Origin of the sequence: Bradyrhizobium australafricanum, assembly GCF_020329495.1 — a bacterium.
GTDB classification, from domain to species: Bacteria; Pseudomonadota; Alphaproteobacteria; order Rhizobiales; family Xanthobacteraceae; genus Bradyrhizobium; species Bradyrhizobium australafricanum.
Map to the genome: position 1 here is coordinate 130070 of NZ_JAGKJL010000015.1, position 25994 is coordinate 156063.

Sequence of the window (25994 nt, forward strand, 5' to 3'; positions counted from 1 at the left end):
ATGGCGTTGAACCGGGAGTGGCATCGAGCGCATCGCATGCCGCCCCGGGCGACGCGCGAGCAGCGCATCAAGTGGCACGTCGCGCATGCGGCGGCGTGCGCGTGCCGACCGGTCCTCGACAGCATCAAGGCAGACGTCGAGAAGCTGCGCAAGCACCGCGGCAAGACATAGCCGCGGCCACCGCTGATGGCACTCGCAATCCTGAAATGGTTCCTGATCGCCGCGGTCGTCGTCTATCTCGGCGGGCTCGCGGTGCTCTACGTCAAGCAGCGCGAGCTGCTGTTTCCGATCCCGCCGGTCGGACGGACTGCGCCGGCAGCCGCGGGCCTTCCCGAAGCGGAAGAGCATGTCCTGGCCACCGGCGACGGCGAGAAGGTCATCGTCTGGCACGTGCCGGCGAAGCCGGGCCGGCCGGTCGTGCTGTTCTTTCATGGCAATGGCGATTTCCTTGCCGGGCGCGTGGCGCGCTTCAAGGCCATCACGGCCGACGGCACCGGGCTGGTGGCGCTGTCCTTTCGGGGTTACGCAGGGTCGAGCGGGTCTCCGAGCGAGCAAGGACTGCTGCAGGACGCCGCGGCGGCCTACGCCTTCACCACCGCGCGCTACCGCGCCGAGCAGATCGTGGCCTGGGGATTCTCGCTCGGCAGCGGCGTTGCGGTCGCGCTCGCCGCCGAACATCCCCTCGGCAAGCTGATCCTGGAGGCGCCCTACACATCAACGGCTGACGTCGCCGGCGCGCATTTCTGGTATGTGCCGGTCAGCCTCCTGATGCGCGATCAATTCCACTCCGACCGGCTCATCGCGCAGGTCAAGGCGCCGCTCCTGATCATGCATGGCACCGACGATCCGGTGATCCCGATTCGCTTCGGCGAGCGCCTGTTCGATCTCGCCCATGAGCCCAAGCAATTCGTGCGACTGCCCGGTGGCGGGCACGACAATCTCGACGATTTCGGTGCGATGGCGACGGCGCGGCGGTTTATCGGCGCCGCAAGAGGCTGACGGCGGCGATTGTCTGTCGCATAATCGCGCCACCGAAGTGAGGGGACCCCACGATGAGTGCACACGGACCGATGCCGCGGTCGGCCTGGCTGTATCCCGTTTTGGCGGTGCTGTTGTTTGCCGCGGTCACGGCCACCGGTTACAGCTTCGCGCCATCGGCCGGGGGCTGGGTGTTTGCGGCGGTGCTGCTGGTCATTCTGTTCGGCACCGTGTTCGCGGCGGTCCACCATGCCGAGATGATCGCCGAGCGGATCGGCGAGCCGTTCGGCACATTGCTGCTGACGCTCGCGGTGACGATCATCGAGGTGGCGCTGATCTCGACCATCATGCTGGGCGAAACGCCGGCGCCGACCCTGGCCCGCGACACGGTGTTTGCGGTGGTGATGATCGTCTGCAACGGTCTGGTCGGGCTCTGCATCTTCATCGGCGGCCTGCGCTACAAGGAGCAGGATTTCCAGATCACCGGGGCGAACCTTTACCTCAGCGTGCTGTTCGTGCTCGCGACCATCACGCTCGATATGCCCAATTTCACGCTGACCTCTCCGGGCCCGGTGTTTTCCACGGCCCAGCTCGCCGTGGTCAGCGTCGTGACCGTGCTGCTCTATGCGGTGTTCCTCTACACCCAGACCATCCGTCACCGCGATTATTTCGTCAGCGGCGCCAATGAGGCAGCGGCGCATGGCGAGGTGATGTCGGACCGCATGACGGCGATCAGCGTTGCGCTGCTGCTGATTTCGCTGCTGGCGGTGGTGCTGCTGGCGAAGAAATTCTCGCTGGTGGTCGATGTCGTCACTGTCAAGATCGGCGCGCCGCCGGCCTTTGCCGGCCTGGTGGTGGCGGCCCTGATCCTGTTGCCGGAGAGCGTTGCCGCAGTGTCGGCAGCGCGCAAGAACGACCTGCAGAAGAGCATCAACCTCGCGCTCGGCTCGTCGATCGCCACCATCGGGCTTACGGTTCCCGCGGTGGCCGTAGCCGCCTATGCGCTCGACAAGCAATTGGTGCTCGGGCTCAGCAACCAGCATATGCTGATCCTGCTGCTCACCTTCATGGTCAGCATGCTCACCTTCGGAACCGGCCGCACCAACATCCTGTTCGGGCTCGTTCACATGGTGGTGTTCGCGGTGTTCGTGTTCATGGTTTTCGTGCCGTAGAGCATGATCCCTTTAAGAAAAATTGGAGAGAATGACGATGCTCAGTGCCAAATCGGATGTGCAGGTGGATACGGCGGAAGTCCGGGTGACCGAATGGCGCCTCGCGCCGGGCAGCGCCACCGGCCACCACACCCATGAGATGGACTATGTCATCGTTCCGATCACGGCGGGCGAAATGACGATCGTGGCGCCGAACGGCGAGCGCTCGAAGGCGCAGCTCGGAGCCGGCAAATCCTATTTCCGCAAGGCCGGGGTCCAGCACGACGTGCTCAACGAGACGGCCAGCGAGATCGTGTTCCTCGAGGTCGAACTCAAGCCCTGACGCGGCGCGAGAACCAAGCAAGGAACCCTGCACCCGCCGAATGGCAGGTCCGAGCCGGCGCGGCTGTGGAAATTCATAACCCGTTAACGGCTGCGCGATGATCTAGAAGGCGGATGCGGCCTGCGCAGGGGACGCCTCCGGCTGAAACCAAAGCGACACCAAAGGTGACGTCGGAACGGGGGTTTGCCACCGATCCGACGCAGTTGATCCCTGAATGTGCCTCAAAGTTCCAGCATGTAATACCGGGGTGGGGAGTGGCAGGTCATGCTGAGTTACCTGAAGAAATTTGTGATGGACATCTTACCCTCGGTGGCAGCGACCATCATCGGGGCGTACATCGTTAATCACTACATCGTGGCCAAGCCGGAAGCACCGGCAGCCGCAGCCGTGACCGCCGCAGTCAATCCCAAGGCAGATCCGAAAGCCGCCGCCAAGCCCGCCACCGTCGTCAGCAGCCTCCCCGAAGCCGGCGTGAAGGCCAAGGGCATGTCCGAGCGCACGCTGATCGAGCGGTCGGCGTCCGAGAAGGCCACCGTCACCGAGAAGGCCACCGTCACCGAGAAGCCTGCCGAGAAATCGGCCGACCCCAAATCGGCCGACGCAAAGCCTGACGTGCCGGCCGATACCGCCAGCATCCCGGCCGACACCCGCCATCATCCGGCGGCGCCGAAGGCCGTTGCGAAGGTCGCGCCCGCCGCGCCGCAGCCGGCCGCGCCCGCGACGTCAGCCGTACCGGTCGAGGCTGCTGTGACGCCTGAGGAAAGCCGCGACGCCAACGACCTCGCACGCGCCGCCATCGAGCGGCTGCGCAAGGAGCGTCCGCAGGAGGCAGCGCGGTCCCAGGATGCCACGCGCGCCGATCTCGCTCGCCTGCCTGAGGCGCAGCGTCCGGCAGCCACGTCGGCGATCCGGCCGTTGCCGCCGCCGATCATGGTGTCGAGCCCGTCCACTGACAATGTCGATCAATCCTCGCAGCCGCGTCCGCCCTATGCCGGCGGCGGCCAGGATTCCAACCGGCTGACGCCGCCGGCCGACATTCCGGTCCCGGTGGTGCAGGCCCCGCTCGACCTGCGCGCCGAGGCGATCATGCCGGCGCAGAAGAACGAGCGCACGTCGGTGACCGACGACATGTTCTCCGGCATGAAGTCGATGTTCCACGCCGTCCTGCCGAAGTAGCCGCAGCGCCGCTCGATCGTTCCTGACGGGTTGTCTTCACGCCAAGCGCTAGCCGCCGGTGCGCGCCAGTCCGCTGCGCGCATTGCCGTCGCCTGGCCGCAGCGCGAGCGCGCGATTGTAGGACGCCGCCGCCTTGGCCTTGTCGCCGAGCCGCTCATAGGCCTGGCCGCGCGTGCTCCACGCCGCAACATTGCCGGGATCGGCCTGCACGGCCTCGTCGAGATCGCTGGCGGCCTGCTTGGCCTTGTCGAGCGCGAGGTAGCTGGTGGCACGGCCGACCAGGGGCTCGGCCCTCTGCGGCGACAGCCCGCTGGCTGCCGTGAAATCGTCGATCGCCTGCTGATGCTGTCCGCGGCCCTGATAGATCAGGGCGCGGCCGTAGAGCGCCTGGATGTTGTAAGGGTCGGCCGCCAGCGCCTGTTCAAACTCCGCCATCGCCTCGTCGAGCTTGCCGGAGCGCGCCAGCACCTGAGCACGCGTGGTGTGATCCTTGGCGCTGTTGACGTCTTGCGGGGTGATGGTGTCGGCGGCGGGCTTGTCGGCGGTGGCAGCGGGCTTCGGCTTGTCGTCCGAGGAGCCCCATGAACCGAGGTCGAAGGAGCAGCCGCCGAGCGGCAGGCCGAGAACCACTGCAATGATGACGAGATGCGGCGCGCAACGGCGGTGCGCGGGTCCTGGAAAGAGCGGGCGGGATACCGGATCAGCCGTCATGCAAAATGCTCTTGCCGGTCGCTTTGCATGGGTACCCCGGAACGCGGCGTGCTTCAAAACGACAACGCGGGCCCGTGGCCCGCGCTGTTAGACTTCCATACAGGCAAAACGGCTCAGCGAGGGCCGCGACCGGCGCCTGCACCGCCCGGACGGCCGCCGCGGTCGCCACCGGGGCCAGCGCCGAACACTGGCTTCGGCTTCATCGGCAGCAGGCCTTCGCGCTGCAGCTTCTTGCGCGCCAGCTTGCGTGCGCGGCGCACGGCTTCGGCCTTTTCGCGGGCCTTCTTCTCAGACGGCTTTTCGTAATGACCGCGGAGCTTCATCTCGCGGAAAATGCCCTCGCGCTGCATCTTCTTCTTCAGCGCCTTCAGGGCTTGGTCGACATTGTTATCGCGGACGAGAACCTGCACGCGGCATCCTCTTTTGAATTGATCGGTTCGGAATTCTGGCGAGGTGAAGGGGCGGCAAAAGGCCTGCCTCTTAACCCTAGGCGCGCGCATGTATCAGACAAACGCGCAGATGTCCACCGGTCGAGTGACTTTCGGGCCTAGTAAAGCCACGAAATAGGGCGAAAATGCCATTGTGCGGCCCCGATTTGGGTGGTTTGGCGCCCAGATGAGGGCCGCTCCCGGCGTTTTGGATAACCCGGACATTGGAAATAGGGGAGATGCGAGATGGAGATGAAGAAATACGCTGCCGAGGCCATCGGTACGTTCTGGCTCACATTCGCTGGTTGCGGCAGCGCGGTGATCGCGGCCGGCTTTCCGCAGATCGGGATCGGCCTGGTCGGCGTGTCACTGGCCTTCGGGCTGAGCGTAGTGACCATGGCCTATGCGATCGGCCATATCTCGGGTTGCCACCTCAACCCGGCGGTGACCGTCGGGCTCGCCGCGGGTGGGCGTTTCCCGGGCGGCCAGGTGCTGCCCTACATCATCGCGCAGGTTGTGGGCGCGATCATCGCGGCCTGGCTGCTCTATGTGATCGCGAGCGGCGCGCCCGGCTTCGATGTCAGCAAGGGCTTTGCCTCCAACGGCTATGACGCGCATTCACCCGGCCAGTACAACATGGTGGTGTGCTTCATCACCGAGGTGGTGATGACCATGATGTTCCTGTTCATCATCATGGGATCGACCCATGGCAAGGCGCCCGCCGGCTTCGCACCGCTAGCCATCGGCCTCGCGCTGGTGATGATCCATCTCGTCAGCATTCCCGTCACCAACACTTCGGTGAATCCGGCGCGCAGCACCGGGCCGGCGCTGTTCGTCGGCGGCTGGGCGCTGGGACAGCTCTGGCTGTTCTGGGTCGCACCGCTGATCGGCGGCGCGCTCGGCGGCGTGATCTATCGCTGGCTCAGCGACGAACCGACCGGCATCGTCGCCGGCGCGAAGACGGCGTGATCGGCGAGAGCGTTTTCGAGCGAAGTGGACGCCGGTTCGCGTGAAGAAAACGCGTAAGCAAAAATCCAGAATATCGGTTCTGATTGAATCAGAACCGATGCTCTAATGGATCGTGGTTGCCACGATCCCATTTCCATCGATGCGACGAAGGCGGCTATGGGCCGCGTGTGGAATTATCCCTTGCGGGCCGGCGTCACTTCGGTGACGTGCCCCATCTTGCGGCCGGGGCGCGGCGTGCCCTTGCCGTACAGATGCACCGTGGCGCCGGGAACGGTGAGCCACTGCTCGTAGCTCAGGATGTCGTCGCCGATCAGGTTGGTCATGACGACCTCGCCGTGGCGCACCGGCTTGCCCAGCGGCCAGCCGGCGATCGCGCGGATGTGCTGCTCGAACTGTGAGATCGAGGCGCCGTCGAGCGTCCAGTGACCGGAATTGTGCACGCGCGGCGCGATCTCATTGACCAGCACCGTCGCCTTGCTGCCGTTGCCGGGCACCGCGAACATCTCCACCGCGAGCACGCCGACATAGTCGAGCGCCGAGGCGATCTTTTCGGCGATCGCGCGCGCCTGCACGGCAAGCTCATCGGGGATTGCGGCCGGCGCGCGGGAAATTTTCAGGATGTGGTCACGATGCTCGTTCTCGGTGACGTCGAAGCATTCGACTTCGCCTGAAGCGGAGCGGGCCGCGATCACCGAGATCTCGCGCTCGAACGGCACGAAGGCCTCGAGGATGGCCGACTTGGTGCCGAGGTCCTCCCAGACCTGCTCGAGATCGTCGCCGTCGCGGATGATGGCCTGGCCCTTGCCGTCATAGCCGAAGCGGCGGGTCTTGATCACCGCTGGCAGGCCGATGCGTTCGATTGCCGTGCGCAGCGTGTCGACCGAGGACACGTCGGCGTAGTCGGCGGTGCCGATGCCGAGCTTGCTGATGAAATCCTTCTCGATCAGCCGGTCCTGCGTGGTCTCCAGGATTTTGTAGGCCGGCAGCACCGGGCGCCGCGCGGCGAGCACCATCGCGGTCGCGGCCGGGACATTCTCGAATTCATAGGTGACGACGTCGACGTCGTTGGCGAACAGTTCGAGCGCCTCGACGTCGGCATATTCCGCGCAGGTCGCGTTCTGCACCACGTCGAACGCCGGGGAGTCCGGATCCGGCGAAAACACCTGGCAGCGGAGCCCGAGGCGCGCCGCGGCCATCGCCAGCATCCGGCCCAATTGTCCGCCGCCGAGGATTCCAATGGTGTCGCCCGGCTTCAGCTTCACTGCGTTCGAAGCCGTCACGCCGCGCCCTCCGGATGCTCGTTGACCGCGTCGGTTTGCTGCTTGCGCCAGGCCGCAAGGCGGGCTGACAGAGCCGGATCGTTGAGTGCGAGCACGCTCGCCGCGAGCAACGCGGCATTGATCGCGCCGGCCTTGCCGATCGCCAGCGTCCCGACCGGGACGCCGGCCGGCATCTGCACGATCGAATAGAGCGAATCGACGCCTGACAGCGCCTTCGACTCGACGGGAACCCCGAACACCGGAAGCTCGGTCAGCGCGGCCGTCATGCCCGGCAAATGGGCGGCGCCGCCGGCGCCGGCAATGATCACCTTGTGGCCGGCTGCCTTGGCGCCCTTGGCAAAGGCATAGAGCCGATCCGGGGTGCGGTGGGCCGAAACGATGCGCGTTTCGCAGGCCACACCGAGCGCAGCCAGCGTCTCGGCGGCATGGCGCATGGTTTCCCAGTCGGACTGACTTCCCATGATGATGGCGATCGGAGCGGTCATCTCTTCAATTCTGTGCAGGAATCCAAAAGCATAGGCCGATTATAGGGACGGCCCGGGCGTCATCCAAGGCGTGGCAAGGGAGTTAGAATGGACTATCCTGTCTTGGTGAATCCCGGCAAGCCTTCATAAGCAGGCCTCAACAAGGATGCGCATGAAGAAGAAGACGACGTCGGCCGCCTCCGGGGCCGCGAAACGACGGAAAGGCGCGCCCGCCGCGCGCAAATCCAGGCCGGGCAAGACTGCAGCCAAGCGGGCTGGCACCAAACGGGCTGGAACCGGAGCTTCCACGCGAGGCGCGGTCGCATCCGGCGACAAATCGACCATCCGCAGCTTGCGGGCGCAGCTGGCGCGGGCGCAGGCCCGGATCGAGGAGCTGCAGGCCTCCGCCGAGACCGACTTCCTGCTCGACATCGTGAACCGGCGCGGATTCGAGCGCGAGCTCGCCCGTTCGCTCTCCTTCATCAAGCGTTATCAGGCGTCCGGTGCGCTGATCGTGCTCGACGTCGATCGCCTCAAGCCGATCAACGATGCCTTCGGCCACGCGGCGGGCGACGAGGTGCTGAAGGCGATCGTTGCCGCGATATCGGATCAGGTGCGCGCTTCCGATGTGATCGGCCGTCTCGGCGGTGACGAGTTCGCCGTGCTGCTGTGGAATCTCAGCGAGATCGATGCCCGCGCCAAGGCGGCTGCGCTGGAAGAGGCGATCGATCGGTTGACCTTCATGTTTCGTAACAGCCAGGTCACCGCAGGCGCCTCCGCGGGCGTTGCGATCCTCACCGCGCATTCGGATATCGATCGCGTTCTCGATGAGGCCGACCGTGCGATGTATGTGCGCAAGGCGCAGCGGCGCCATGAATCCTAGAGGATCGGGGCGGGTTAGAGCGCGCTCAGATCCTCCGGCACATTGCCGTAGGCCCGCAACAGCTTCGCATCGCCGAATTCGCCAATCGCGGGATCGCCGGTGCGGCTGAACGCAACAGCGCCGATGCTGCCGGGCATCCGCGACATGGTCTCCGCGCGGCGCAGCGCGACCGCCGAGCTCTGGCATTCCTCGGCATTGCCGGCGACCGGCGTGCCGTCATCATCCTGCATGAAGGGCAGTGCCACGTAATAGGTTACATCGGCCATCGCTGTGCTCCCTGAAGATCAGGCCAAGGATCAGGCCAAGGATCAGGCGGCATCGCTCGCCGCCCGGGTCTGCGCCGGCACGCAACCGGCGGTGATCGCTGCCTGCAATTCCTCAAGCTCGGCTTCCAGATATTCGTTGGCCATGATCAGCGCCTTGATGGTGCTGCGCAGGTTGCCGTCGCACATCGCGATCGCCTGATCGCAGGCCTTCTCGTAGCGGCTGTTGTCGGGCAGGGAAGGCGGTGCGGACATGGCGAAACTCCCTCTAATGGCTGGCGGCTGGGCCGGCATGTTCTCTTTTTGTTCATGTGGAGTCAAGCGCCGGGAAACCGCCTTGCGTCCGTTGCCGCGAACGTGAAGCCGGTGAGGCGCTGTGGATGACGGGGAAAACCGCCGCCCGGCCTGAACCGAAAGCGCCGAACCGCGAAGGCCCGCGCCGCGGCGCGCGTCAGGCAATGATGTCGGGCGTGATCTGGTCTTCGATGAAGGCGATGCGATCGCGCAGTTGCAGCTTCCGCTTCTTCAAGCGTTGCAGCATCAAGAGATCCGGCGCCGGCGACTGGTGCAGCGCGTCGATCGCGGCATCGAGGTCGCGGTGCTCTTGTTGCAGCCGCGCGAGCTCGGCGATTAGTTCGCGCTCATCCTGATCGTTCATGGTTGTGTATTAACTGATAAGCACGATAAGGTTGTTGCGGCGGAAGTCGCCGCTCGCCGGAATATCCTCCTTGAACGCGCGCCGCGCAAGCCGGACCGGTTCCATAGTCACGATTGGTTACAGATAAACCGAAATGAGTGCGTGCGGCATTTCGCGTCCCCCATCGACAGCGCCGTCCACTCGTGTACACTCGGCGGTCCGGATCGAACCTGAGGTTTAACGCACCGAGGAGTGTTCGCAATGGCAATACAGGCCCATCTCATTGAGCTGGAGCGTAAACACAAAATACTCGAGAACGAACTGCACGAAGCGCTCGTTCACCCCTCTGTAGACGACCTGCATATTTGCGAGCTGAAGCGCCGCAAGTTGATGGTCAAGGATCAAATCGAGCGGTTGAGACTGTCCGCCGACGACACGGTCCACTAGACCGCCCCCCTGCAAATTAGCAAATAGCCTGGCCTTTCACCGAGGGATGAACGCCCAAGCGCGCGCGCATCCCCCGGGAGGCCTTACTGTATTTGCTCAGAGTTCCGCCAGCTCGCCGACATGGTCGGCGACCGCGAGCGATGACGTCAGTCCGGGCGATTCGATGCCGAACAGGTTGATCAGGCCCGCGACGCCGTGATCGGCCGGCCCCTGGATCAGGAAGTCCTGGGTCGCCACCGCCGGCGGCACGATCTTGGGGCGGATTCCCGAATAGCTCGGCATCAGCGCGCCGTCCGGCAGGGCCGGCCAGTATTTCCGGATCGCCGGATAGAACCGCTCGGCCCGATCAGGGTCGACGGCGTAATCGATGTGATCGATCCATTGGACGTCGGGCCCGAACCTCGCCTGGCCGGCCATGTCGAGCGTCAGGTGCACGCCGAGCCCGCCGGGTTCCGGCACCGGGTAGATAAGCCGCGAGAACGGCGCCCTGGCGCTGCAGCTGAAGTAATTGCCCTTGGCCAAATAGGCCGTTGGAATCAATTCGATCGGCATGCCCTCGACGTTGCGCGCGACTGCCGTCGCGCCGAGCCCGGCGGCATTGACCAGGAGATCGCAGGCCAGCGTCATCGGCGCGGCGCCGCCGGCCTCGATCTCGAACCCGTCGGCGGTGGCCCTGGCGTGGAGCAACGGCGTATGGAAGGCGAACGCCGCCCCGGCCGCCTCGGCGTCACCGCGCAGCGCCAGCATGTAAGCATGGCTGTCGATGATCCCGGTCGAGGGCGACAGCAGCGCTGCGTCGCAATTCAGCGCCGGCTCCAGGGCGCGCGCCGCCTCGCCGGACAACAGCTGCATGTCGTCGACGCCATTGGCCTCGGCATGCGCGCGGATCGACTGCAGCTTCTCGGTGTCCGCAGGCGTGGTGGCCACGATCAGCTTGCCGCAATTCTTGTGCGGGATGCCGTGCTCGGCGCAGTAGCGGTAGAGCGCCCGCTTGCCGCTGACGCACATCCGCGCCATCAGGCTGCCGGCGCGGTAGTAGATGCCGGCGTGGATCACCTCGCTGTTTCGCGACGAGGTCACCGTGCCGATCCCCTCGGCCTCCTCGAGCACAATCACTTCGCGGCCGGCCTGTGCCAGCCGCCGCGCCACGGCGAGGCCGATCACCCCCGCACCGACGATCACGCAATCAACCCTGTCCATCTCGTCCTTCAGGTCCGAAAAATTCCGTCCGGCCACACCCTGACCGTTGCCGCCAACATCGTTCAGCCGATCCGGCCGCTTTGAGCAAGTGCTTATTAGGCAAGTGCTTGGGCCATCTCAAAAAGTTGGGAAGCCATGCCCTGTTAGTGGAGCATTAATCATGTCAGGGCAATTGCCATAAATTAAGTCAGCATTTTCCGGTTGCATCAGTACGCGTTTACCCGATCCAAACCGCCGAAGCCGGACACTCGCCCCGGAAATCCGCGGGTGATCGATGGTTGGCAGGAAGGTGCAGGCGGGCGGGAAGAATTCGATTCCGGCAAGGGCCGTGCTCTGCCTGATCGCCGCCGTCGTGCCGTGCGCTGCAGCCCGGGCCGGCACCGGTGCGTTCGCGCCGTCGAGCTATCTGGGCAGCCTCGATCCCGGCCTGGTCTGGGAGCTCCTGATCGGCAGCGTGGTGGTCGCGTCCTTTTTCGGTGCGGTCGGGCTGTGGATTCTCTCGGCGCTGCGCAAGGCCAAGCGCGCGCAATTGCGGCGCAACGCCTTCGTCTCGTCGGCACTCAACCATTTGAACCAGGGCGTGGTGATGACCGATGCGCAGGAGCGCATCGTGTTCTGCAACGACCGCTATCTCGACATCTACGGCCTGTCACGCGCCGACATCAGGCGCAACATGACCGGCGTCGAACTGCTGGAACTGCGCCGCGACCGCGGCGTGCTCGACCTCAGCGCCGAGGATTTCTTCGTCAGGGCCGCGGCGCCCGACGGACTGGTTACCGAGCTGCCCGGCGGCAGGTCGGTGCTGGTGAAGTATTTTCCATTGCCGAACGGCGGCTCGGTCGCGACCCATCTCGATTGCACCGACCAGCGCAAGCTGTCGCGCAAGCTCGCCTCGACCACGCAATTCCTGGAATCGGTGCTCGACAATGTTCCCGTCTGCGTCGCGGCCAAGAACATCGAGGACGGCCGCTACATCTTCGCCAACCGCGCATTCGAGCGCTTCTCGCGCTTCTCGCGCGATCACATCGTGGGCAAGCGCGCCGACGAGATCTTCCGCCCCGAGACCGCCGCCAGCATCGACACCGCCGACCGCGCGGCGCTGAACGCGGCGGAAGGCTATCACCGCAGCGAATTCTTCGTCGAACGCGGTTCGGACAAGCGGATCCTCGCCTCCAACCGCGTGATCGCCCGCAACGAGGCCGGCGAGCCGGAATTCCTGATCGCACTGTTCGAGGACGTCACCGATCGCCGCTCGCTGTCGCGCGAGCTCGAGAACAACAAGAAGTTCCTCGAGCTCGTGGTCGACAACATCCCGGTCTCGCTGATCGTGCAGCGGGTCAGCGACGGCCGCTACCTCCTGGCCAACCGCAGCGCCGAGACGATCCTCAATCGCCGCCGCGAGGACGCCGCCGGCCTGACCGCGTCCGACATCTTCAATGCGCGTGAAGCCAAGCTGATCATCGCCCGCGACGAGGCCGCGATCAGGAAGCGCAGCATGATCGCCGAGGAGCATCCGATCTCGACCAAGGACGGCCTGCGGCTGTTCCTGACCCGCCGCATGACCGTGCTCGACGATGTCGGCGAGCCACAATATCTGATCAAGACTCATGAGGACGTCACCGACCGGCGCCAGACCGAGTCGCGCATGGCGCACATGGCCTATCATGACGGCCTGACCGATCTGCCGAACCGCGCCGCCTTCCTGCAGGCGCTGACCCAGATGATCGAGGCCTGCGACGGCACCGACGAGGAGTTCGCCGTGCTCTGCGTCGATCTCGACGGGCTGAAGGAGATCAACGACGTCTACGGCCACGCGATGGGCGACAAGGTGCTGATCGAGGTCGCGCAGCGTTTGCAGGCCGTGGCGCGCGGCGGCGTGGTGGCGCGGCTGTCCGGCGACGAATTCGGCCTCATCATCGACGGCAAGCAGCCGGTCGCCGGCATCGCGCTGGCCGAGCAGGCCGCCGAGGCGCTCGGGCAGGATTTCCTGATCGACGGCAAGTCGGTGCGGACCGGCCTCACCACAGGGATCGCGGTGTTCCCGGACAATGGATCCGACGCAGCCTCGCTGCTGGCCAATTCCGGCGCGGCGCTGTTTCGCGCCAAGGCGAAGTCGCGCGGCACGATCTCGATCTTCGAACCGGAGATGGACCAGCAGATCCGCGATCGCCGTGTGCTGCACCAGGAGCTGTCGGTCGCGATCAAGAATGGCGAATTGTCGCTCTACTACCAGCCGCAGGCCGCCGCGGGCGGCCGCGTAGCGGCCAGCCAGATCATCGGCTTCGAGGCGCTGGCGCGCTGGCACCATCCGGTGCGCGGCTTCGTGCCGCCCGGCGACTTCATTCCGCTCGCGGAAGAAAGCGGCCTGATCGTCGAAATGGGCGAATGGATCCTGCGCGAAGCCTGCCGGGAGGCAGCCTCCTGGGCGATCCCGCTGCAGGTCGCGGTGAACCTGTCGCCGGCGCAATTCACCCATGGCGACCTCGTCGGCCTCGTGCATTCGATCCTGCTCGAGACCGGGCTCACGCCCGACCGGCTCGAGCTCGAAATCACCGAGGGTGTGCTGATCGAGGATTTCGACCGCGGCCTGTCGCTGCTGCGGCGCCTGAAGGCGCTCGGCGTGCGCATCTCGATGGATGATTTCGGCAGCGGCTATTCCTCGCTGAGCTACCTGCAGGCGTTTCCGTTCGACAAGATCAAAATCGACCGTGCCTTCGTCATCAATCTCGGCCGCAACCCGCAATCGGCCGCGATCGTGCGCGCGGTGATCGATCTCGGCCACGGCCTTGAAATGTCGATCGTCGCCGAAGGCGTCGAGACCGAGGCGCAGCTCGACTTCCTCGCCGAAGAAGGCTGCGACGCGGTGCAGGGCTATCTGATCGGCAGGCCGGCCCCGATCGGTCAATTCGCCGCGCTGGTCGGTGGCGACCAGCTTGCCGAAACCGTGCGCAGAGCCGGGTAATTGCCCCGAATGGGCGGGCCGGCACGGCCGGCTGTGCTTGCCATCCGCTGCACGTCCGGCTACATCTCGGCCCACCACATCATTTCAGCCGAGAAAGGAGGGCCGCGTCGTGGCGAGATACACCGATCCCCACCTCAAGCGTGGCCCCGTCAACGCCCTGCAGATGCGTTTGCAGGGCTGACCGGAAACTCGCGCTAAATCCTTCCTGGTCTGCCCTTCGTGGCCGTGCGGCGTCGAACGTTTGAGCGTTCGCGCCTGCACATCAATCCCTCGCCGCGCTTCGACCCGCACATCCGATGATGGCTGGATGCCTCTGGATGTCGTCGTGATCGCCGGCAAGACCAGAGAACGATCGTGACCCTCATCAATGTCCGCAATCTCGGCGTGACGCTGAACGCGCCGCTGTTTTCCGAACTGAATTTCGTCGTCAATGCCGGCGACCGGATCGGCCTCGTGGCCGCCAACCGCCGCGGCAAATCTACGCTGCTGCGCTGTATCGCCGGCCGCATGGAGCCCAACGAGGGCGACATCACCCGCGCGCGCGGACTGACCGTCGGCCATGTCGAGCAGGATGCGCCGCCAAGACTGCTGGATACGCCGTTCCACGCCGCCGTGCTCGAGGCGCTTCCCGCCGAGCAGCGCGCCAGCGAGGGCTGGCGGGTCGACGTCGCCTTGCAATCGCTCGAGGTGCCGGAGGAGCTGTGGACGAGACCGCTGAAGCAGCTGAGCGGCGGCTGGCTGCGGCTTGCGGTGCTCGCCCGCGTGCTGGTGACCGAGCCCGACGTGCTGCTGCTCGACGAGCCGACCAACCATCTCGACCTCGCCAAGATCGGCCGGCTTGAGGCCTGGCTGAACGCACTGCCGCGCGAGATGCCGGTGGTGATCGCAAGCCATGATCGCGCCTTCCTCGATGCGACGACCAACCGGACGCTGTTCCTGCGCCCGGAGCGGTCGCAGCTGTTCTCGCTGCCCTATACCGCGGCGCGCGCGGCGATCGACGAATTCGATGCCTCGGACGAGCGGCGCTATCAGCGCGACATGAAGGCCGTGCGGCAGCTCCGGCAGCAGGCCGCGAAGCTCAACAATCTCGGCATCAATTCCGGCAGCGACCTTCTGCTGTCGAAGACCAGGCAATTGAAGCAGCGCGCCGAGAGACTGGAGGAGACGGCGAAGCCCGCGCATCTGGAACGCTCGGCTGGAACGATCCGGCTCGCTAACCGCGACACCCATGCCAAGGTCCTGATCAGGCTGGACAACGCCGGGATCGCCACACCCGACGGCCGGCTGTTGTTCAGGACCGGCCAGCAGTTCATCTGCAAGGGTGACCGGATTGCGCTGCTCGGGCCGAATGGCGCCGGCAAGACCCGCTTTGTCGCGGCGCTGCGGCTGGCGATCGAGAATGCCGGCGCGGCACCGGCCGAGCTCCGGGCCACCGAGTCATTGGTGCTTGGCTATTGCGACCAGGCACTGGCGGATCTCGCCGATAGCGACACGCCGATGCGCATGCTGACGCGGCGCTTCGAGGTCGGTGATCAGCGGGCGCGCGGCCTGCTCGCCGGTGCCGGGCTCTCGATCGAGATGCAGGGCCGTCCGATCGGACAGCTGTCGGGCGGGCAGAAGGCCCGCCTCGGCATGCTGGTGCTGCGGCTCACCCAGCCGAACTTCTATCTGCTCGACGAGCCGACCAACCACCTCGACATCGAGGGTCAGGAGGCGCTGGAAGACGAGTTGATGGAACAGCAGGCCAGCTGCCTCCTGGTGTCGCACGACCGCCAGTTCGTGCGCACGGTGGCCAACCGATTCTGGGTGATCGACGGCAGGAAGCTGATCGAGGTCGATGGACCGGAACAGTTCTTTGCCGCGGCCGGCGCGGACTAGCACGTGATGGAGTCAGATTGGATAGCCGTCGCGAAGACGGTGTGCCTCTCCCGCTCGCGGGGCCGTCGCAGGAGGAGCGCTGCCAAAATATCGAAAACAACCCCATGCAAAGTAGCCGGCGGCGGCCGGCGTTCGAGCGGGCTACTTGACACGTCGGGCAACTCAGGGGCATTATTCCAATATTCCGAAATCGTGCAAACGTACGATCGCCCCGGCAAGCGGGAAGGTGAGTGTGCCGTGATTCACCCGGACATCATGTAGTTCAGCGCCGCGCCTTGACGCATTTTTCGTGCGAACCCGTCTTTTGTTCGCATTGAAATGCGATAGGCGTTGCGCATGGCGGACTACGACGTCGCGATCATCGGCGGTGGCCTGAACGGCACGAGCATTGCCCGTGATGCCGCCGGCCGCGGCCTGCGCGTGATCCTGCTGGAGCAGGGCGATCTCGGTTCCGGCGCATCGCAGGCTTCGCCGCGGCTGGTCCATGGCGATCTGGCCGGGCTGGAACGGCGGGAGTTCTTCCGCGTCCGCCGGGCGCTGAGGGAACGCGACGTGTTGCTGCGCATTGCGCCGCATCTGGTGCGGCCGGTGCGCTTCGTGATCCCGGCGCATGCCGAGGAGCGGCCGCCGTGGCAGTTGCGGTCGTTGCTGCTGCTCTATGAACGGCTGACTTCGCGCAGCGGTCTGCCGCGCTCGGCGACGCTCGATGTCACCCACCATCCGGTCGGCAATGCGCTGAAGCGGCCGTTCGGAACCGCGTTCGAATATTCCGACTGCGTCGTCGACGATTCCCGGCTCGTCGTGCTCACCGCCGTCGATGCCGCAGCGCGCGGCGCCGATATCCGCACCGGCGCGCGCGTGACCCGGGCCGAGCGCGGCGAGACCTGGCGGCTGGTCGCGATCGACCGCGGCTACCGGCGGGTGATCACGGCGCGGGCGCTGGTCAGCGCGACCGGCGCGTGGAGCGCCTCGGTCGCCGACATCGTGCTGCGCGTGCCCGCGCCGCAGCTTGCGACCGTGCAGATCAGCCAGATCGTCGTGCGCCGCCTGTTCGACTGCGACAACGTCTATGTGTTTCAGAACCCTGACGGCCGGTTGATCTTCGCCAGTCCCTACGAGCGCGACTTCACCCTGATCGGCAGCGTCAGTCATCCCTTCAAGGGTGATCCGGCGGTGGTCGCAATTGGTGTGCGCGAGGAGGCCTATCTCTGCGACGCCGCCAATCGCTACTTTCGCGAACAGATCGCTCCAGTCGATGTGCTGCGGACCGTCTCCGGTGCCAATTCCGTGCTCGTGCCCGCGCGCCGGCACATGAGCGATGGCGCAGCGCTGCTCGATATCAGGCGCGGCAAGGCGCCGCTGCTCACGACCTTCGGCGGCGACGTCACCACCGCGCGGCGCCGCGCCGAGCGGGCAGTGTCGGAGTTCACGCGGTTTTATCCGATGACGCCGCGCTGGACCGCAACGGCGCCGCTGCCGGGCGGCGAGTTCGCGTGGCAGCGCTTCGAGACCGAGGTCGACATCGCCCGCGACCGCTGGCACTTCCTCGGCGAGGCGCAGGCGCGGCGGCTGGTCGCCGCCTATGGGCTGAACGTCAGAGATGTTCTGGGCGACGCCAAAGAGAAGGCCGATCTTGGCCCGGCCTTCGGTCCCGAACTGACCGGCGCCGAGGTGCGCTACCTCATGCGCAAGGAATGGGCGCGCTTTGCCGACGATATCCTGTGGCGCCGCTCCAAGTTCGGGCTGACCATGCCGCAAGCCGATCGCGACGCGCTTGCGGCGTTTATGGCGAAGGCGGATTGAGCTCGCTTCAAACCTCCCCTTGAAAAGGGGAGGTCGCTTTGCTCGCCAGAGCAAAGCGGGTGGGGATCTGCTCTCTCAGCTAGCAGCGGTGTCTGCGGCTTGACCCCCATCCCGACCTTCCCCTTTCAGGGGTAGGGCAATCGCATATAGCCGTTTGAGGCGATCGGAGTTCCCACAAACTCGTCATGCCCGGGCTTGTCCCGGGCATCCACGTCTTCGTTTCCACGCGAAGAAAAGACGTGGATGGCCGGGACAAGCCCGGCCATGACGGTGCGGAAGAATCGGTTCATTCCATATGCGATTGCCCTGCTTTCAGGGGGAAGGAGAGTAGCTCGAGCAGCGGCTATTGCCGGGCCGCCTCCTGTGACCAGGCGAGGTCGCGCCGGGACGGACGGCGATGCAGCCGCTCCGAGATCAGGCTCGTTGCCTGCCGGCCCTGGCCGGCGCGCAGGCACGCGACGATGAAGGTGTCCTCCCACAATTCACGTTGCGCATGGCTGCCGCCGATCCGCACCAGTTCGGGCATCAGCGGCGCAAGGATGCGCACGGCGGCGTCGTGATCGCCGGCGGCGAAGGCCGCGATCCCGCGGCCGAGCCCGATCGCCGCGGAGCCGGGCGCCAATCTGCCGTCGGCGTCGCGCGCCGCCATCTCGACCAGCCGCGCCTCGAGCGCGTCGTTGTTGGTCGTGGCTGCGACCAGCGCGTGGTGCACGTCGGCGAAATGCGCGCCGGCCTTCGGGAAGTAGCCGTCGCCATAGGCGGCGACATCCTTCCAGTGCTGCTCGAGACCGGTCTTGCCGGCGACCGTCAGCCGCCACAGCAGCGAGGCCGTGTCGGTGAAGATATTGAGCGGCGGATAGGGGCGGCCCGCCGGCTTGATGTGCTGCTCGTAAATGTCGAGCGCGCTGTCGGCGTCGCCTTCCTCGATCGCGATCAAGGCGAGGTGCCAGGCGAGATGGCCCTGCAGGAAACTCGTCCGGTCATTCGCCGGCAGCCACGCGGAGAGGAAGCTGCGGCCTTCCGCCCCATTGCCCTGCTCGAACAGCGCGTGCGCCACCGCGTGCGCCGCCCCGGAATTCTCCGGCTTCAGCGCGTAGCCGCGCTCGGTGACGGCGCGGCCCGAGATGAGGTCGCCGGCCTCGGTCTTCGACCAGCCGAGATAGGTGAGGAACCACCAATCGTCGCCATAGTCGCCGGCGTAACGCTCGCAGACGGCAAGCCGCGCGGCGTCATGATCGGGCCGGCCGGAGAACGCATAGAGGCCGAAGGCGCCGAGCAACAGCGACAGCACCTGCGCATCGCGCGGATATTCGCTGAGATGCTGCTCGGCCGCGGCCATCGCCTTCTTGCCTTGGCCCTCGATCACAGACGCCATGATCTCGATGTGCCGGCGCTCGCGCGGGCTTGCGGCCGCGGCCAGCTGCCGTGCATCGGCCGCCTTGGCGCGGGCCTTGGCGCCTTCCATGTTGAGCTGGTGCACGCGGGCACGGCCGATATGGGCCATTGCGAAATCGGGGTCCTCGGCGATCGCCGCCTCGAACGCCGCATCGGCGCCATGCAGCGCCGCCAGCATGCGATCGACGCCGTCGACATAATAAGCGGCGGCGCGGTCCGAGCTCGTCGTCAGCGGCAGGCCGTAGCGGTCGTGAATCATCGGTTGCCCTCCCGGATTTGGCTGTGGAGTCTAGCAGAGGTGCGGACGCCGACAATATTGCGGGAGATGTCCGTGAGGCGGTTGAGCCGGTGGCGATCCACCGCTAGCTTGCCGCAAGAATCGGACCTTACGGGGAATCGGGGCTGACGGACGTGACATCGGGCGAAGCGAGTGCGGAGGCGGCAAGGCCGTTGCCTGAACCGGCCGTCTCGGACATGCCGCTGCTGCGGGTCGAGGGTGTCGCCAAGTCGTTCGGCAATTTCCGCGCGGTCGACAAGCTCTCGCTCGATATCCGCGCCGGCGAATTCTTCGCGCTGCTCGGCCCGAGCGGCTGCGGCAAGACCACGCTGCTGCGCATGCTCGCCGGCTTCGAGACGCCGGACGAGGGCCGCATCCTGCTCGGCGGCAGCGACATCGCCCAGGTGCTGCCGCACGAGCGGCCCGTCAACATGATGTTCCAGAACTACGCGCTGTTCCCGCATCTGTCGGTGCGCGACAACATCGCCTTCGGGCTGAAGCGCGCCGGCATGGCGCGCGCCGACATCGCGGCCCGCGTCGCCGAGATGGTGGCGCTGGTCAAGCTCGAGGGGATGGAGAAGCGCAAGCCCGACCAGCTCTCCGGCGGCCAGCGGCAGCGCGTCGCGCTGGCGCGCTCGCTGGCGCGGCGCCCGCAGGTGCTGCTGCTCGACGAGCCGCTCGCCGCGCTCGACAAGAAGCTGCGCGAGAGCACGCAGGCCGAATTGATGGAGCTGCAGCGCCGGCTCGGCATGACCTTCATCATCGTCACCCACGACCAGGAGGAGGCGATGACGATGGCCGGCCGCATCGGGGTGATGGATGCCGGCCGTCTGGTTCAGGTCGCAACCCCGCGCAATCTCTACGAGGCGCCGGCCTCGCGCTGGATCGCCGAGTTCGTCGGCGACATCAATCTGTTTAACGGCGAGGTCACGTCCCGCGAGAACGGGCGCCTGACGGTCGCGACGGCTGATGCGGGCAGGCTGGCGGTCAGCGAACTGTGGCCGCCGGTGACCAAGCAGGTCGTCGCCGTCGCGATCCGCCCCGAGAAGGTGAAGCTGTCGCGCCGCGCGCCGGCAACGGACGGCGGCGCGTCGCAGGCGATCAACCGGCTGGAGGGCGTCGTCACCGATGTCAACTATCTCGGCGGCGTGACGAGCTACCGGGTGAAGCTGGAGACGGGCGCGGTGGTGCGCGCGTCGATGGCGAACACCGCCCGGCTCGATGTCGATGCCTATCTCGCCGGCCAGCGCGTGGTGGCATGGTTCACCGCCGACGATTGCCTGGTGCTCGAGCAATGAGCGCGCGCCGCATCTTCGCCCGCCCAGCGCGGTTCGCCGCGATCGCGCCCTATCTGTGGATGGTGCTGTTCTTCCTGGTGCCGTTCGGCTTCGTGCTGAAGATCAGCCTGTCGCAGACCGCGATCGCGCAGCCGCCCTATACGCCGGTGTTCGATTTCACCGAGGGCCGCGCCGCGCTGGCCGCGGCGTTCGCGCAATTGTCGTTCGACAATTTCCGCCTGCTGATCTCGGACAATCTCTACATCCTGTCCTATCTGCGCAGCCTCGTCGTCGCGGTGACCGCGACGCTGATCCTGCTCCTGATCGGTTATCCCATTGCCTACGGCATGGCGCGGTTGCCGCAGCGTTGGCAGGGCGTGGCGATGATGCTGGTCATCGTGCCGTTCTGGACCTCGTTCCTGATCCGCATCTATGCCTGGATCAACATCCTGCAGCATGACGGCCTGCTCAACCAGGTTCTGCTGGCACTGCACATCGTGTCCGCGCCGGTGGTCTGGCTGTCGACGGACAGCGCGATGTATCTCGGCATCGTCTATTCCTATCTGCCGTTCATGATCCTGCCGCTCTATGCAACGCTCTCCAGGATGGACGCGTCGCTGCTGGAGGCCGCGGGCGATCTCGGCGCCTCGCCGTTGCAGGCGTTCTGGCTGGTGACATTCCCGCTGTCGCTGCCCGGCGTCGGCGCCGGCGCGCTGCTCTGCTTCATTCCGATTGTCGGCGAGTTCGTGATCCCCGATCTGCTCGCCGGCTCCAACTCGCTGATGATCGGGCAGACGCTGTGGCTCGAATTCTTCACCAACAAGGATTGGCCGGTGGCGTCAGCCGCCGCGATCGCGCTGTTGCTGCTGCTGGTGCCGCCGCTCGTGCTCTACGACCGCCTGCAACGGCGTCAGCTGGAGGCGGGCCGCTGATGGCGCGCACCGTCACCAGGCTCACCCGCTTCAACATGACGTCGCTGGCGCTCGGGCTGGCGTTCCTCTATCTGCCGATCGTCATCCTCGTGATCTACTCGTTCAACGCCTCGCGGCTGGTGACGGTGTGGGGCGGCTGGTCGCTGCGCTGGTACCGCGAGTTCTTTGGCGACCGCGCCATGCTGGAGGCGGCGTGGATGAGCCTGTCGGTCGCCGCGGTGTCGGCGACGCTGGCGACGCTGCTGGGCACGCTGGCGGCGGTCGGGCTGGCGCGGGGTGAGCGGTTCCGGGGGCGGGCGCTGTTCTCCGGCATGCTGTATTCGCCGCTGGTTATGCCCGAGGTGATCTCCGGCCTGTCGCTGCTGCTCTTGTTCGTGGCGCTGAATGCCGAGCGCGGCTTCTGGACGGTGACGATCGCCCACACCACGCTGACGATGTGCTTCGTCACCGTCGTGGTGCAGTCGCGCCTCGCCACGCTCGATCGCAGCCTGGAGGAGGCCGCGATGGACCTCGGCTGCGATCCGGTGCGAGCGTTCCTCCTGGTGACGCTGCCGCTGATCGTGCCGGCGATCGTCGCCGGCTGGATGCTGGCCTTTACGCTGTCGCTCGACGACGTCGTGATCGCGAGCTTCACCACCGGCCCGGGCTCGGCGACGCTGCCGATCCGGATCTATTCCGAGGTCCGGCTCGGCGTGAAACCCGAGATCAACGCGATCTGCACGCTGGTGATCGCGCTGATCGCCGTGATCATCGTGATCGCCTCGTTCGCCTCGAAACTGTCGAGCGCGCGCGGCGAGAGCGCCGCGCCGCTGTAGTTTCCGTCATTCCGGGGCGATGTGAAACATCGAACCCCGAATCTCGAGATTCCGGGTCTGGTGCTAGCGCACCATCCCGGAATGACAGCGCGTCACGACTTGACGGCGCCGGCGGTCAATCCGCCCACCATGTAGCGCTTGAAGGCGTAATAGACCGCGGCCGGCGGCAGCGCGTAGATGAAGCCGGTGGTCATCAGGAGCTCCCACGGCGAGTCGTCCGCGGCGAGGAAGTTGCCGAGCGCGACCGGCAGCGTGATGTCGGTGTCCTTCGACAGCAGCAGGAAGGCGTAGAGATATTCGTTCCACGCGAGCAGGATCGCATAGGTGCCGACCGCGACCAGCGAGGGCATCATCAAGGGCACGTAGACCAGGCGGAACAGCTGAAGCGTGGTGGCGCCGTCCATCGTCGCGGCTTCATCCAGCTCGACCGGCAGCTTGTCGGAGGCCTGCTTCAGGACCCAGATCGCGTAGGGCGCCGCGATCGTCACCATCGCCAGGATCAGCGACCAGTGATTGTTCAAGAGGCCATAGGTGCCCATGGTGCGGTACATCGGCACGGCGAGGAACGCGGCCGGGATGAAATAGGTGAACAGCGCCAGATTCATCACGGCGCGGCCGCCGGGCACGCGCAGCCGCGAGATCGAGAACGCGGCGGCGGTGGCGACGAACAGCGTCAGCGCGCCGACCGCGAGCGCGATCACGGTCGAATTCCAGAACTGGATCCAGAAGTCGCGCAGGAAGTAGTGCTGCTGGTTGAACACGATCTCGAAATTGTGCAGCGTCGGATGCGACGGCCATAGCTTGCCGGAGAACGCGTCCTCCTTCGGCGAGATCGCGAACACGAACATGTGGTAGATCGGGATCATGGTCCAGATGAAGACCGGGATGCCGATCAGCAGCAGCTTGGCTTCGGTGCCGACTTCGCGGAGGGTGGGCAGCTTCATCGCGACAACCGTTTCATCATGTAATAGACCAGCGGCAGCACGAACGGCATCGCGCAGACGATCGAGGCCATCGCCAGCGAGAGCTGGTCGAGGCGCAGATAGCGGATGCCGAGGGTCGACAGCACGTGGGTGAGGTCGGCGGGCCCGCCGCCGGTGAGCAAATAGACGCTGTTGAAGTCGCCGAGCGTCCAGATCATCGAGAGCAGCGTGCAGGTGACGTAGAGCGTCTGCATCGACGGCCACGTGATGTAGCGGAATTTCTGCCACCAATTGGCGCCGTCGACGTCGGAGGCCTCGTACAGATCGTGCGAGATCGCGAGCCGTCCGGTCAGCAGGATCAGCGTCCAGAACGGCAACGACTTCCAGATGTGCACGCCGATCGCCATCGCCAATGCGACCGACGGATCGTTCAGCCAGTTCGGGCCGTCGTCGCCGGTGAACTTGAAGATCAGCTGGTTGACCACGCCCCATTCCGGATTGAGCATGAAGCGCACCGACAGGATGGTCGGGATCGAGGGCACCGCCCAGGGCAGGATGAAGATGACAGACAGCCACCTGATCCAGGGCCGCTGCTGGGCGAAGAAGCCGGACAGGAACAATGCGATCAGCATCTTGATGTTGATGCCGATGACCAGGAAGATCAGCGTGTTGATCGCCGCGCGCGCGAAGATCGGGTCGTGATAGAGCGCGACATAGCTCGCCGGATGGCGCGCCAGCCACAGGCCGTAGCCGACCGGATAGACCACGAAGGCGAGGAAGACGAGCAGATAGGGCGCGAGCAGCACGATGCCCCAGACCTGCGGCGGCGACAGCCGCGCCGACAACGGCGGCGAGGGGACATCGGATGCGGAGAGTGTGATCGCCATTCGGTTACTCTAAGATGTCGCCTACGTCGTCGTCCCGGCGAAGGCCGGGACCCATAACCACAGGGCCCGGCCGTTGCCAGAAAGCCGTCGACCAGCCTGCTCCCAAATTACTGCCTCGGCGTATGGGTCCCGGCTTTCGCCGGGACGACGCGGAGCAAGTGTCGGCAGTGCCGGTCATCGTTGATGTTACCCCGCGACCTGCTTGATGCGGGCGATCAGTTCGTCGACGGCCTTGTCCACCGGCACCTTCTCGCTGACGACGCGGTTCATGGCCTTGGCCCAGACGTTCTCGTTGTTCAGAATGGTGAACTTCCAGTTCTTGGTAAAGTCGAACGGCGCGGTGCCGCCGGTGAACTGATTGTAGACCGCCTTGCGATGCCGGTCAGCCTGCCAGAACGGGCTCGCTTGGCTGGCCTTGGTCACCGGGAACCAGCGGCCGAGCGCGCCCTCGACATAGGGCCGCAAATTGTCTTCCTGCATCAGGAAGGCAATGAACTGCTTGCCTTCCGCCTTGTTCTTGGCGTTGGCGAAGATCAGCCCGGTCTTGACGTCGGAGCGGTAGCGGATCGTCGATCCGTCCGGCGCCTTCGGGAAGGACGCGGTGATGATGTCCTGCTCATAGGCCTGCTTGCCGGCGGCGCGCTGCGCGTCGGTCAGTGCCGGGTTGGTGGAATCCTCGAACCACTTCGCTGCGATCGAGATCGTGAAGTTGTGGGTCATCACGATCGTCTTGTTGTGGAACGCGACGTTGTTGTCCGGGTCCTTCCAGGTCGTGGAGGAGGGCGGCGAGCAGGCCTTGATGTAGGTGTCGGTGTAGTCCTTCAGCGCGTGGATCAGGCCGTCGCGCACTTTGGGATCGTCGACCAGGAGCTTGCCGTCGTCGTCGACCAGCTTGACGTGATAGGCGTCCATGAAGGTGTAGAACGACTGGAACGAGTCGGTGGATTCCACGCCCATCGGCTGGCCGACGCCGTAGATGCGCTGGCCGGTCGCCTTGCGGATCGCCGGCTGCACCTTGTCGCACCAGAACGACCAGTAATCCTCCCACTTGGTCGGGATGTCGGCGGCCTTGAAGCCCGCCTTCTCCAGCATGTCGCCCCAGATCTGGACGTGCATGCTCTGCTGCTTCAGAGGGAAGCCGTAATAGGCCTTCTTCTTGGCGACGTCATTGTAGAGCAGCGCCGTCTCCAGCGTGTTCGGCGCGAACGCATCCTTCATCGGCAGCAGGATGTCGGAGAGATCCTCGAGCTTGCCTTCATAGGCCCATTTGCCCTGCGCCTGCACGTCGTAGGAGTCGGAATAGGCGACGTCGGGCACGGTGCCGGAATCGAGCGCGGCGACCGTCTTCGGAATCATGTCCTGGATCGCGTATTGCGACAGTTCGACCTTGATGCCGGTCTTGGCTTCGAATTTCTTGATCGTCTCGAGCAGCGCGTCGTCTTCGGATTTGTAAAATCCCTTGCCCCACCAGACGGTGATCGTCTTGCCCTGGGCGAGAGCGGGTGCAGTTGCGGCGAACAGGCCGACCGCGGCGACCGCAATTGATAGCGCACCGATAACCTTGGATCTCACGTTGTTCTCCCTCATGAGGCCGGCTTTTTAACCGGTTGGAGAAAACACTAGGTGGTGTGGACATTAGCGCATCCATAGAACAATGGCAGCGAGAGTGACGACGGCGCGATAGTTCCGTGCCGTCTTTTCGAAGCGGGTTGCGACGCGTCGGAACTGCTTGAGCTTTGAGAAGCAGCATTCGACGAGATGACGCTGGGCATAGAGATGCTTATCGAGAGGGTATTTGAGCGCGCGCGACGGATTGTTGGGAATGACGGCGAGCGCGCCTTTGGCGGCGATGGCTTGGCGCAAGTGATCGGCGTCATAGGCGGCGTCGGCCATGACGACTTCGGCGGATAAGCCT

27 protein-coding genes are annotated in these 25994 nt (G+C 65.5%); 14 read left to right on the plus strand and 13 right to left on the minus strand.

Annotation, left to right across the window (positions count from 1 at the left end; translation table 11 throughout):
* The 5 genes from J6525_RS15980 to J6525_RS16000 all read left to right on the plus strand — a co-directional run bounded on the left by J6525_RS15980 (nucleotide 1) and on the right by J6525_RS16000 (nucleotide 3648).
* Complete coding sequence (locus tag J6525_RS15980; protein WP_225645380.1) at nucleotides 1-171, plus strand: hypothetical protein; 171 nt, start codon at nucleotides 1-3, stop codon at nucleotides 169-171.
* 15 nt (nucleotides 172-186) lie between these two features.
* On the plus strand, nucleotides 187-999 hold the full coding sequence (locus tag J6525_RS15985) for an alpha/beta hydrolase (RefSeq protein ID WP_092080785.1): 813 nt from the start codon (nucleotides 187-189) through the stop codon (nucleotides 997-999).
* Nucleotides 1000-1052: 53 nt separating this feature from the next.
* Nucleotides 1053-2150, plus strand: a complete 1098-nt coding sequence (locus tag J6525_RS15990; protein WP_038387334.1) for a calcium:cation antiporter — start codon at nucleotides 1053-1055, stop codon at nucleotides 2148-2150.
* Between the two features lie 37 nt (nucleotides 2151-2187).
* Nucleotides 2188-2472: a cupin domain-containing protein gene (locus J6525_RS15995; RefSeq protein ID WP_028340624.1), complete on the plus strand. Its 285-nt coding sequence runs from the start codon at nucleotides 2188-2190 to the stop codon at nucleotides 2470-2472.
* Between the two features lie 264 nt (nucleotides 2473-2736).
* Nucleotides 2737-3648: a hypothetical protein gene (locus J6525_RS16000; protein WP_225645381.1), complete on the plus strand. Its 912-nt coding sequence runs from the start codon at nucleotides 2737-2739 to the stop codon at nucleotides 3646-3648.
* Nucleotides 3649-3696: 48 nt separating this feature from the next.
* On the opposite strand, the gene J6525_RS16005 is transcribed toward J6525_RS16000, so the two are convergent.
* Together J6525_RS16005 and rpsU are read right to left on the minus strand one after the other, a co-directional pair.
* Nucleotides 3697-4359, minus strand: coding sequence for a tetratricopeptide repeat protein (locus J6525_RS16005; protein WP_225645382.1), 663 nt, complete (start codon nucleotides 4357-4359; stop codon nucleotides 3697-3699).
* Between the two features lie 113 nt (nucleotides 4360-4472).
* Nucleotides 4473-4769, minus strand: coding sequence for a 30S ribosomal protein S21 (gene rpsU / locus J6525_RS16010; RefSeq protein WP_021078544.1), 297 nt, complete (start codon nucleotides 4767-4769; stop codon nucleotides 4473-4475).
* A 264-nt stretch (nucleotides 4770-5033) separates the two neighbouring features.
* On the opposite strand from rpsU, the gene aqpZ reads away from it, so the two are divergent.
* Nucleotides 5034-5756, plus strand: a complete 723-nt coding sequence (gene aqpZ / locus J6525_RS16015; RefSeq protein ID WP_225645383.1) for an aquaporin Z — start codon at nucleotides 5034-5036, stop codon at nucleotides 5754-5756.
* Nucleotides 5757-5929: 173 nt separating this feature from the next.
* Here the strand turns inward: aqpZ and J6525_RS16020 are convergent, their stop codons facing one another.
* Together J6525_RS16020 and purE are read right to left on the minus strand one after the other, a co-directional pair.
* Nucleotides 5930-7036: a 5-(carboxyamino)imidazole ribonucleotide synthase gene (locus J6525_RS16020; protein ID WP_225645384.1), complete on the minus strand. Its 1107-nt coding sequence runs from the start codon at nucleotides 7034-7036 to the stop codon at nucleotides 5930-5932.
* Nucleotides 7033-7521 carry a 5-(carboxyamino)imidazole ribonucleotide mutase gene (gene purE, locus J6525_RS16025; protein ID WP_028335999.1) on the minus strand — a complete coding sequence of 163 codons (489 nt, stop codon included), beginning with the start codon at nucleotides 7519-7521 and terminating at the stop codon, nucleotides 7033-7035. Before purE ends, J6525_RS16020 begins: the two co-directional genes overlap by 4 nt.
* A 145-nt stretch (nucleotides 7522-7666) precedes the next feature.
* Here purE and J6525_RS16030 point away from each other — a divergent pair, with 145 nt between their 5' ends.
* Nucleotides 7667-8383 carry a GGDEF domain-containing protein gene (locus tag J6525_RS16030; protein ID WP_225645385.1) on the plus strand — a complete coding sequence of 239 codons (717 nt, stop codon included), beginning with the start codon at nucleotides 7667-7669 and terminating at the stop codon, nucleotides 8381-8383.
* A 14-nt stretch (nucleotides 8384-8397) separates the two neighbouring features.
* On the opposite strand, the gene J6525_RS16035 is transcribed toward J6525_RS16030, so the two are convergent.
* The 3 genes from J6525_RS16035 to J6525_RS16045 form a co-directional block, all read right to left on the minus strand.
* Nucleotides 8398-8649, minus strand: coding sequence for a hypothetical protein (locus J6525_RS16035; RefSeq protein ID WP_018268738.1), 252 nt, complete (start codon nucleotides 8647-8649; stop codon nucleotides 8398-8400).
* Nucleotides 8650-8691: 42 nt separating this feature from the next.
* Nucleotides 8692-8901: a hypothetical protein gene (locus J6525_RS16040; protein WP_028336001.1), complete on the minus strand. Its 210-nt coding sequence runs from the start codon at nucleotides 8899-8901 to the stop codon at nucleotides 8692-8694.
* A gap of 196 nt (nucleotides 8902-9097) precedes the next feature.
* A complete protein-coding gene (locus J6525_RS16045; protein ID WP_016847372.1) occupies nucleotides 9098-9304 on the minus strand; it encodes a YdcH family protein in 207 nt (68 codons plus the stop codon).
* Nucleotides 9305-9544: 240 nt separating this feature from the next.
* On the opposite strand from J6525_RS16045, the gene J6525_RS16050 reads away from it, so the two are divergent.
* A complete protein-coding gene (locus J6525_RS16050; protein ID WP_016847370.1) occupies nucleotides 9545-9730 on the plus strand; it encodes a YdcH family protein in 186 nt (61 codons plus the stop codon).
* Between the two features lie 96 nt (nucleotides 9731-9826).
* Here J6525_RS16050 and J6525_RS16055 read toward each other — a convergent pair whose 3' ends face one another.
* Nucleotides 9827-10930, minus strand: a complete 1104-nt coding sequence (locus J6525_RS16055; RefSeq protein WP_225645386.1) for an NAD(P)/FAD-dependent oxidoreductase — start codon at nucleotides 10928-10930, stop codon at nucleotides 9827-9829.
* Between the two features lie 274 nt (nucleotides 10931-11204).
* On the opposite strand from J6525_RS16055, the gene J6525_RS16060 reads away from it, so the two are divergent.
* The 3 genes from J6525_RS16060 to J6525_RS16070 all read left to right on the plus strand — a co-directional run bounded on the left by J6525_RS16060 (nucleotide 11205) and on the right by J6525_RS16070 (nucleotide 17573).
* Nucleotides 11205-13892, plus strand: coding sequence for a sensor domain-containing protein (locus tag J6525_RS16060; protein ID WP_225645387.1), 2688 nt, complete (start codon nucleotides 11205-11207; stop codon nucleotides 13890-13892).
* Nucleotides 13893-14246: 354 nt separating this feature from the next.
* Nucleotides 14247-15770, plus strand: a complete 1524-nt coding sequence (locus J6525_RS16065) for an ABC-F family ATP-binding cassette domain-containing protein (protein WP_225645388.1) — start codon at nucleotides 14247-14249, stop codon at nucleotides 15768-15770.
* Nucleotides 15771-16106: 336 nt separating this feature from the next.
* Nucleotides 16107-17573, plus strand: a complete 1467-nt coding sequence (locus J6525_RS16070; RefSeq protein WP_225645389.1) for a glycerol-3-phosphate dehydrogenase — start codon at nucleotides 16107-16109, stop codon at nucleotides 17571-17573.
* Nucleotides 17574-17916: 343 nt separating this feature from the next.
* Here J6525_RS16070 and J6525_RS16075 read toward each other — a convergent pair whose 3' ends face one another.
* Nucleotides 17917-19146 (minus strand): tetratricopeptide repeat protein, encoded by a 1230-nt coding sequence (locus J6525_RS16075; RefSeq protein WP_092080822.1) that lies wholly within the window; start codon nucleotides 19144-19146, stop codon nucleotides 17917-17919.
* 296 nt (nucleotides 19147-19442) lie between these two features.
* Between J6525_RS16075 and J6525_RS16080 the strand changes: the two genes are divergently transcribed.
* From J6525_RS16080 to J6525_RS16090, 3 genes are read left to right on the plus strand one after another with little or no spacing between them, the layout of a single operon-like run.
* Nucleotides 19443-20543, plus strand: coding sequence for an ABC transporter ATP-binding protein (locus tag J6525_RS16080; RefSeq protein ID WP_225645393.1), 1101 nt, complete (start codon nucleotides 19443-19445; stop codon nucleotides 20541-20543).
* Nucleotides 20540-21454 (plus strand): ABC transporter permease, encoded by a 915-nt coding sequence (locus tag J6525_RS16085; RefSeq protein WP_225645390.1) that lies wholly within the window; start codon nucleotides 20540-20542, stop codon nucleotides 21452-21454. The genes J6525_RS16080 and J6525_RS16085 overlap by 4 nt, the downstream gene beginning before the upstream one ends.
* Nucleotides 21454-22269, plus strand: a complete 816-nt coding sequence (locus tag J6525_RS16090) for an ABC transporter permease (RefSeq protein ID WP_092085061.1) — start codon at nucleotides 21454-21456, stop codon at nucleotides 22267-22269. Before J6525_RS16085 ends, J6525_RS16090 begins: the two co-directional genes overlap by 1 nt.
* A gap of 92 nt (nucleotides 22270-22361) precedes the next feature.
* Here J6525_RS16090 and J6525_RS16095 read toward each other — a convergent pair whose 3' ends face one another.
* From J6525_RS16095 to J6525_RS16110, 4 genes are all read right to left on the minus strand, one after another.
* Complete coding sequence (locus J6525_RS16095) at nucleotides 22362-23213, minus strand: carbohydrate ABC transporter permease (RefSeq protein ID WP_092085063.1); 852 nt, start codon at nucleotides 23211-23213, stop codon at nucleotides 22362-22364.
* Nucleotides 23210-24079: a carbohydrate ABC transporter permease gene (locus tag J6525_RS16100; RefSeq protein WP_038387345.1), complete on the minus strand. Its 870-nt coding sequence runs from the start codon at nucleotides 24077-24079 to the stop codon at nucleotides 23210-23212. Before J6525_RS16100 ends, J6525_RS16095 begins: the two co-directional genes overlap by 4 nt.
* Nucleotides 24080-24265: 186 nt before the next feature.
* Entirely contained in the window at nucleotides 24266-25651 is a 1386-nt protein-coding gene (locus J6525_RS16105) for an ABC transporter substrate-binding protein (protein ID WP_092085237.1), read from the minus strand.
* A 63-nt stretch (nucleotides 25652-25714) separates the two neighbouring features.
* Nucleotides 25715-25994, minus strand: a 280-nt coding sequence (locus tag J6525_RS16110; RefSeq protein WP_225645391.1) for a transposase, incomplete at its 5' end; no start/stop codon positions are given.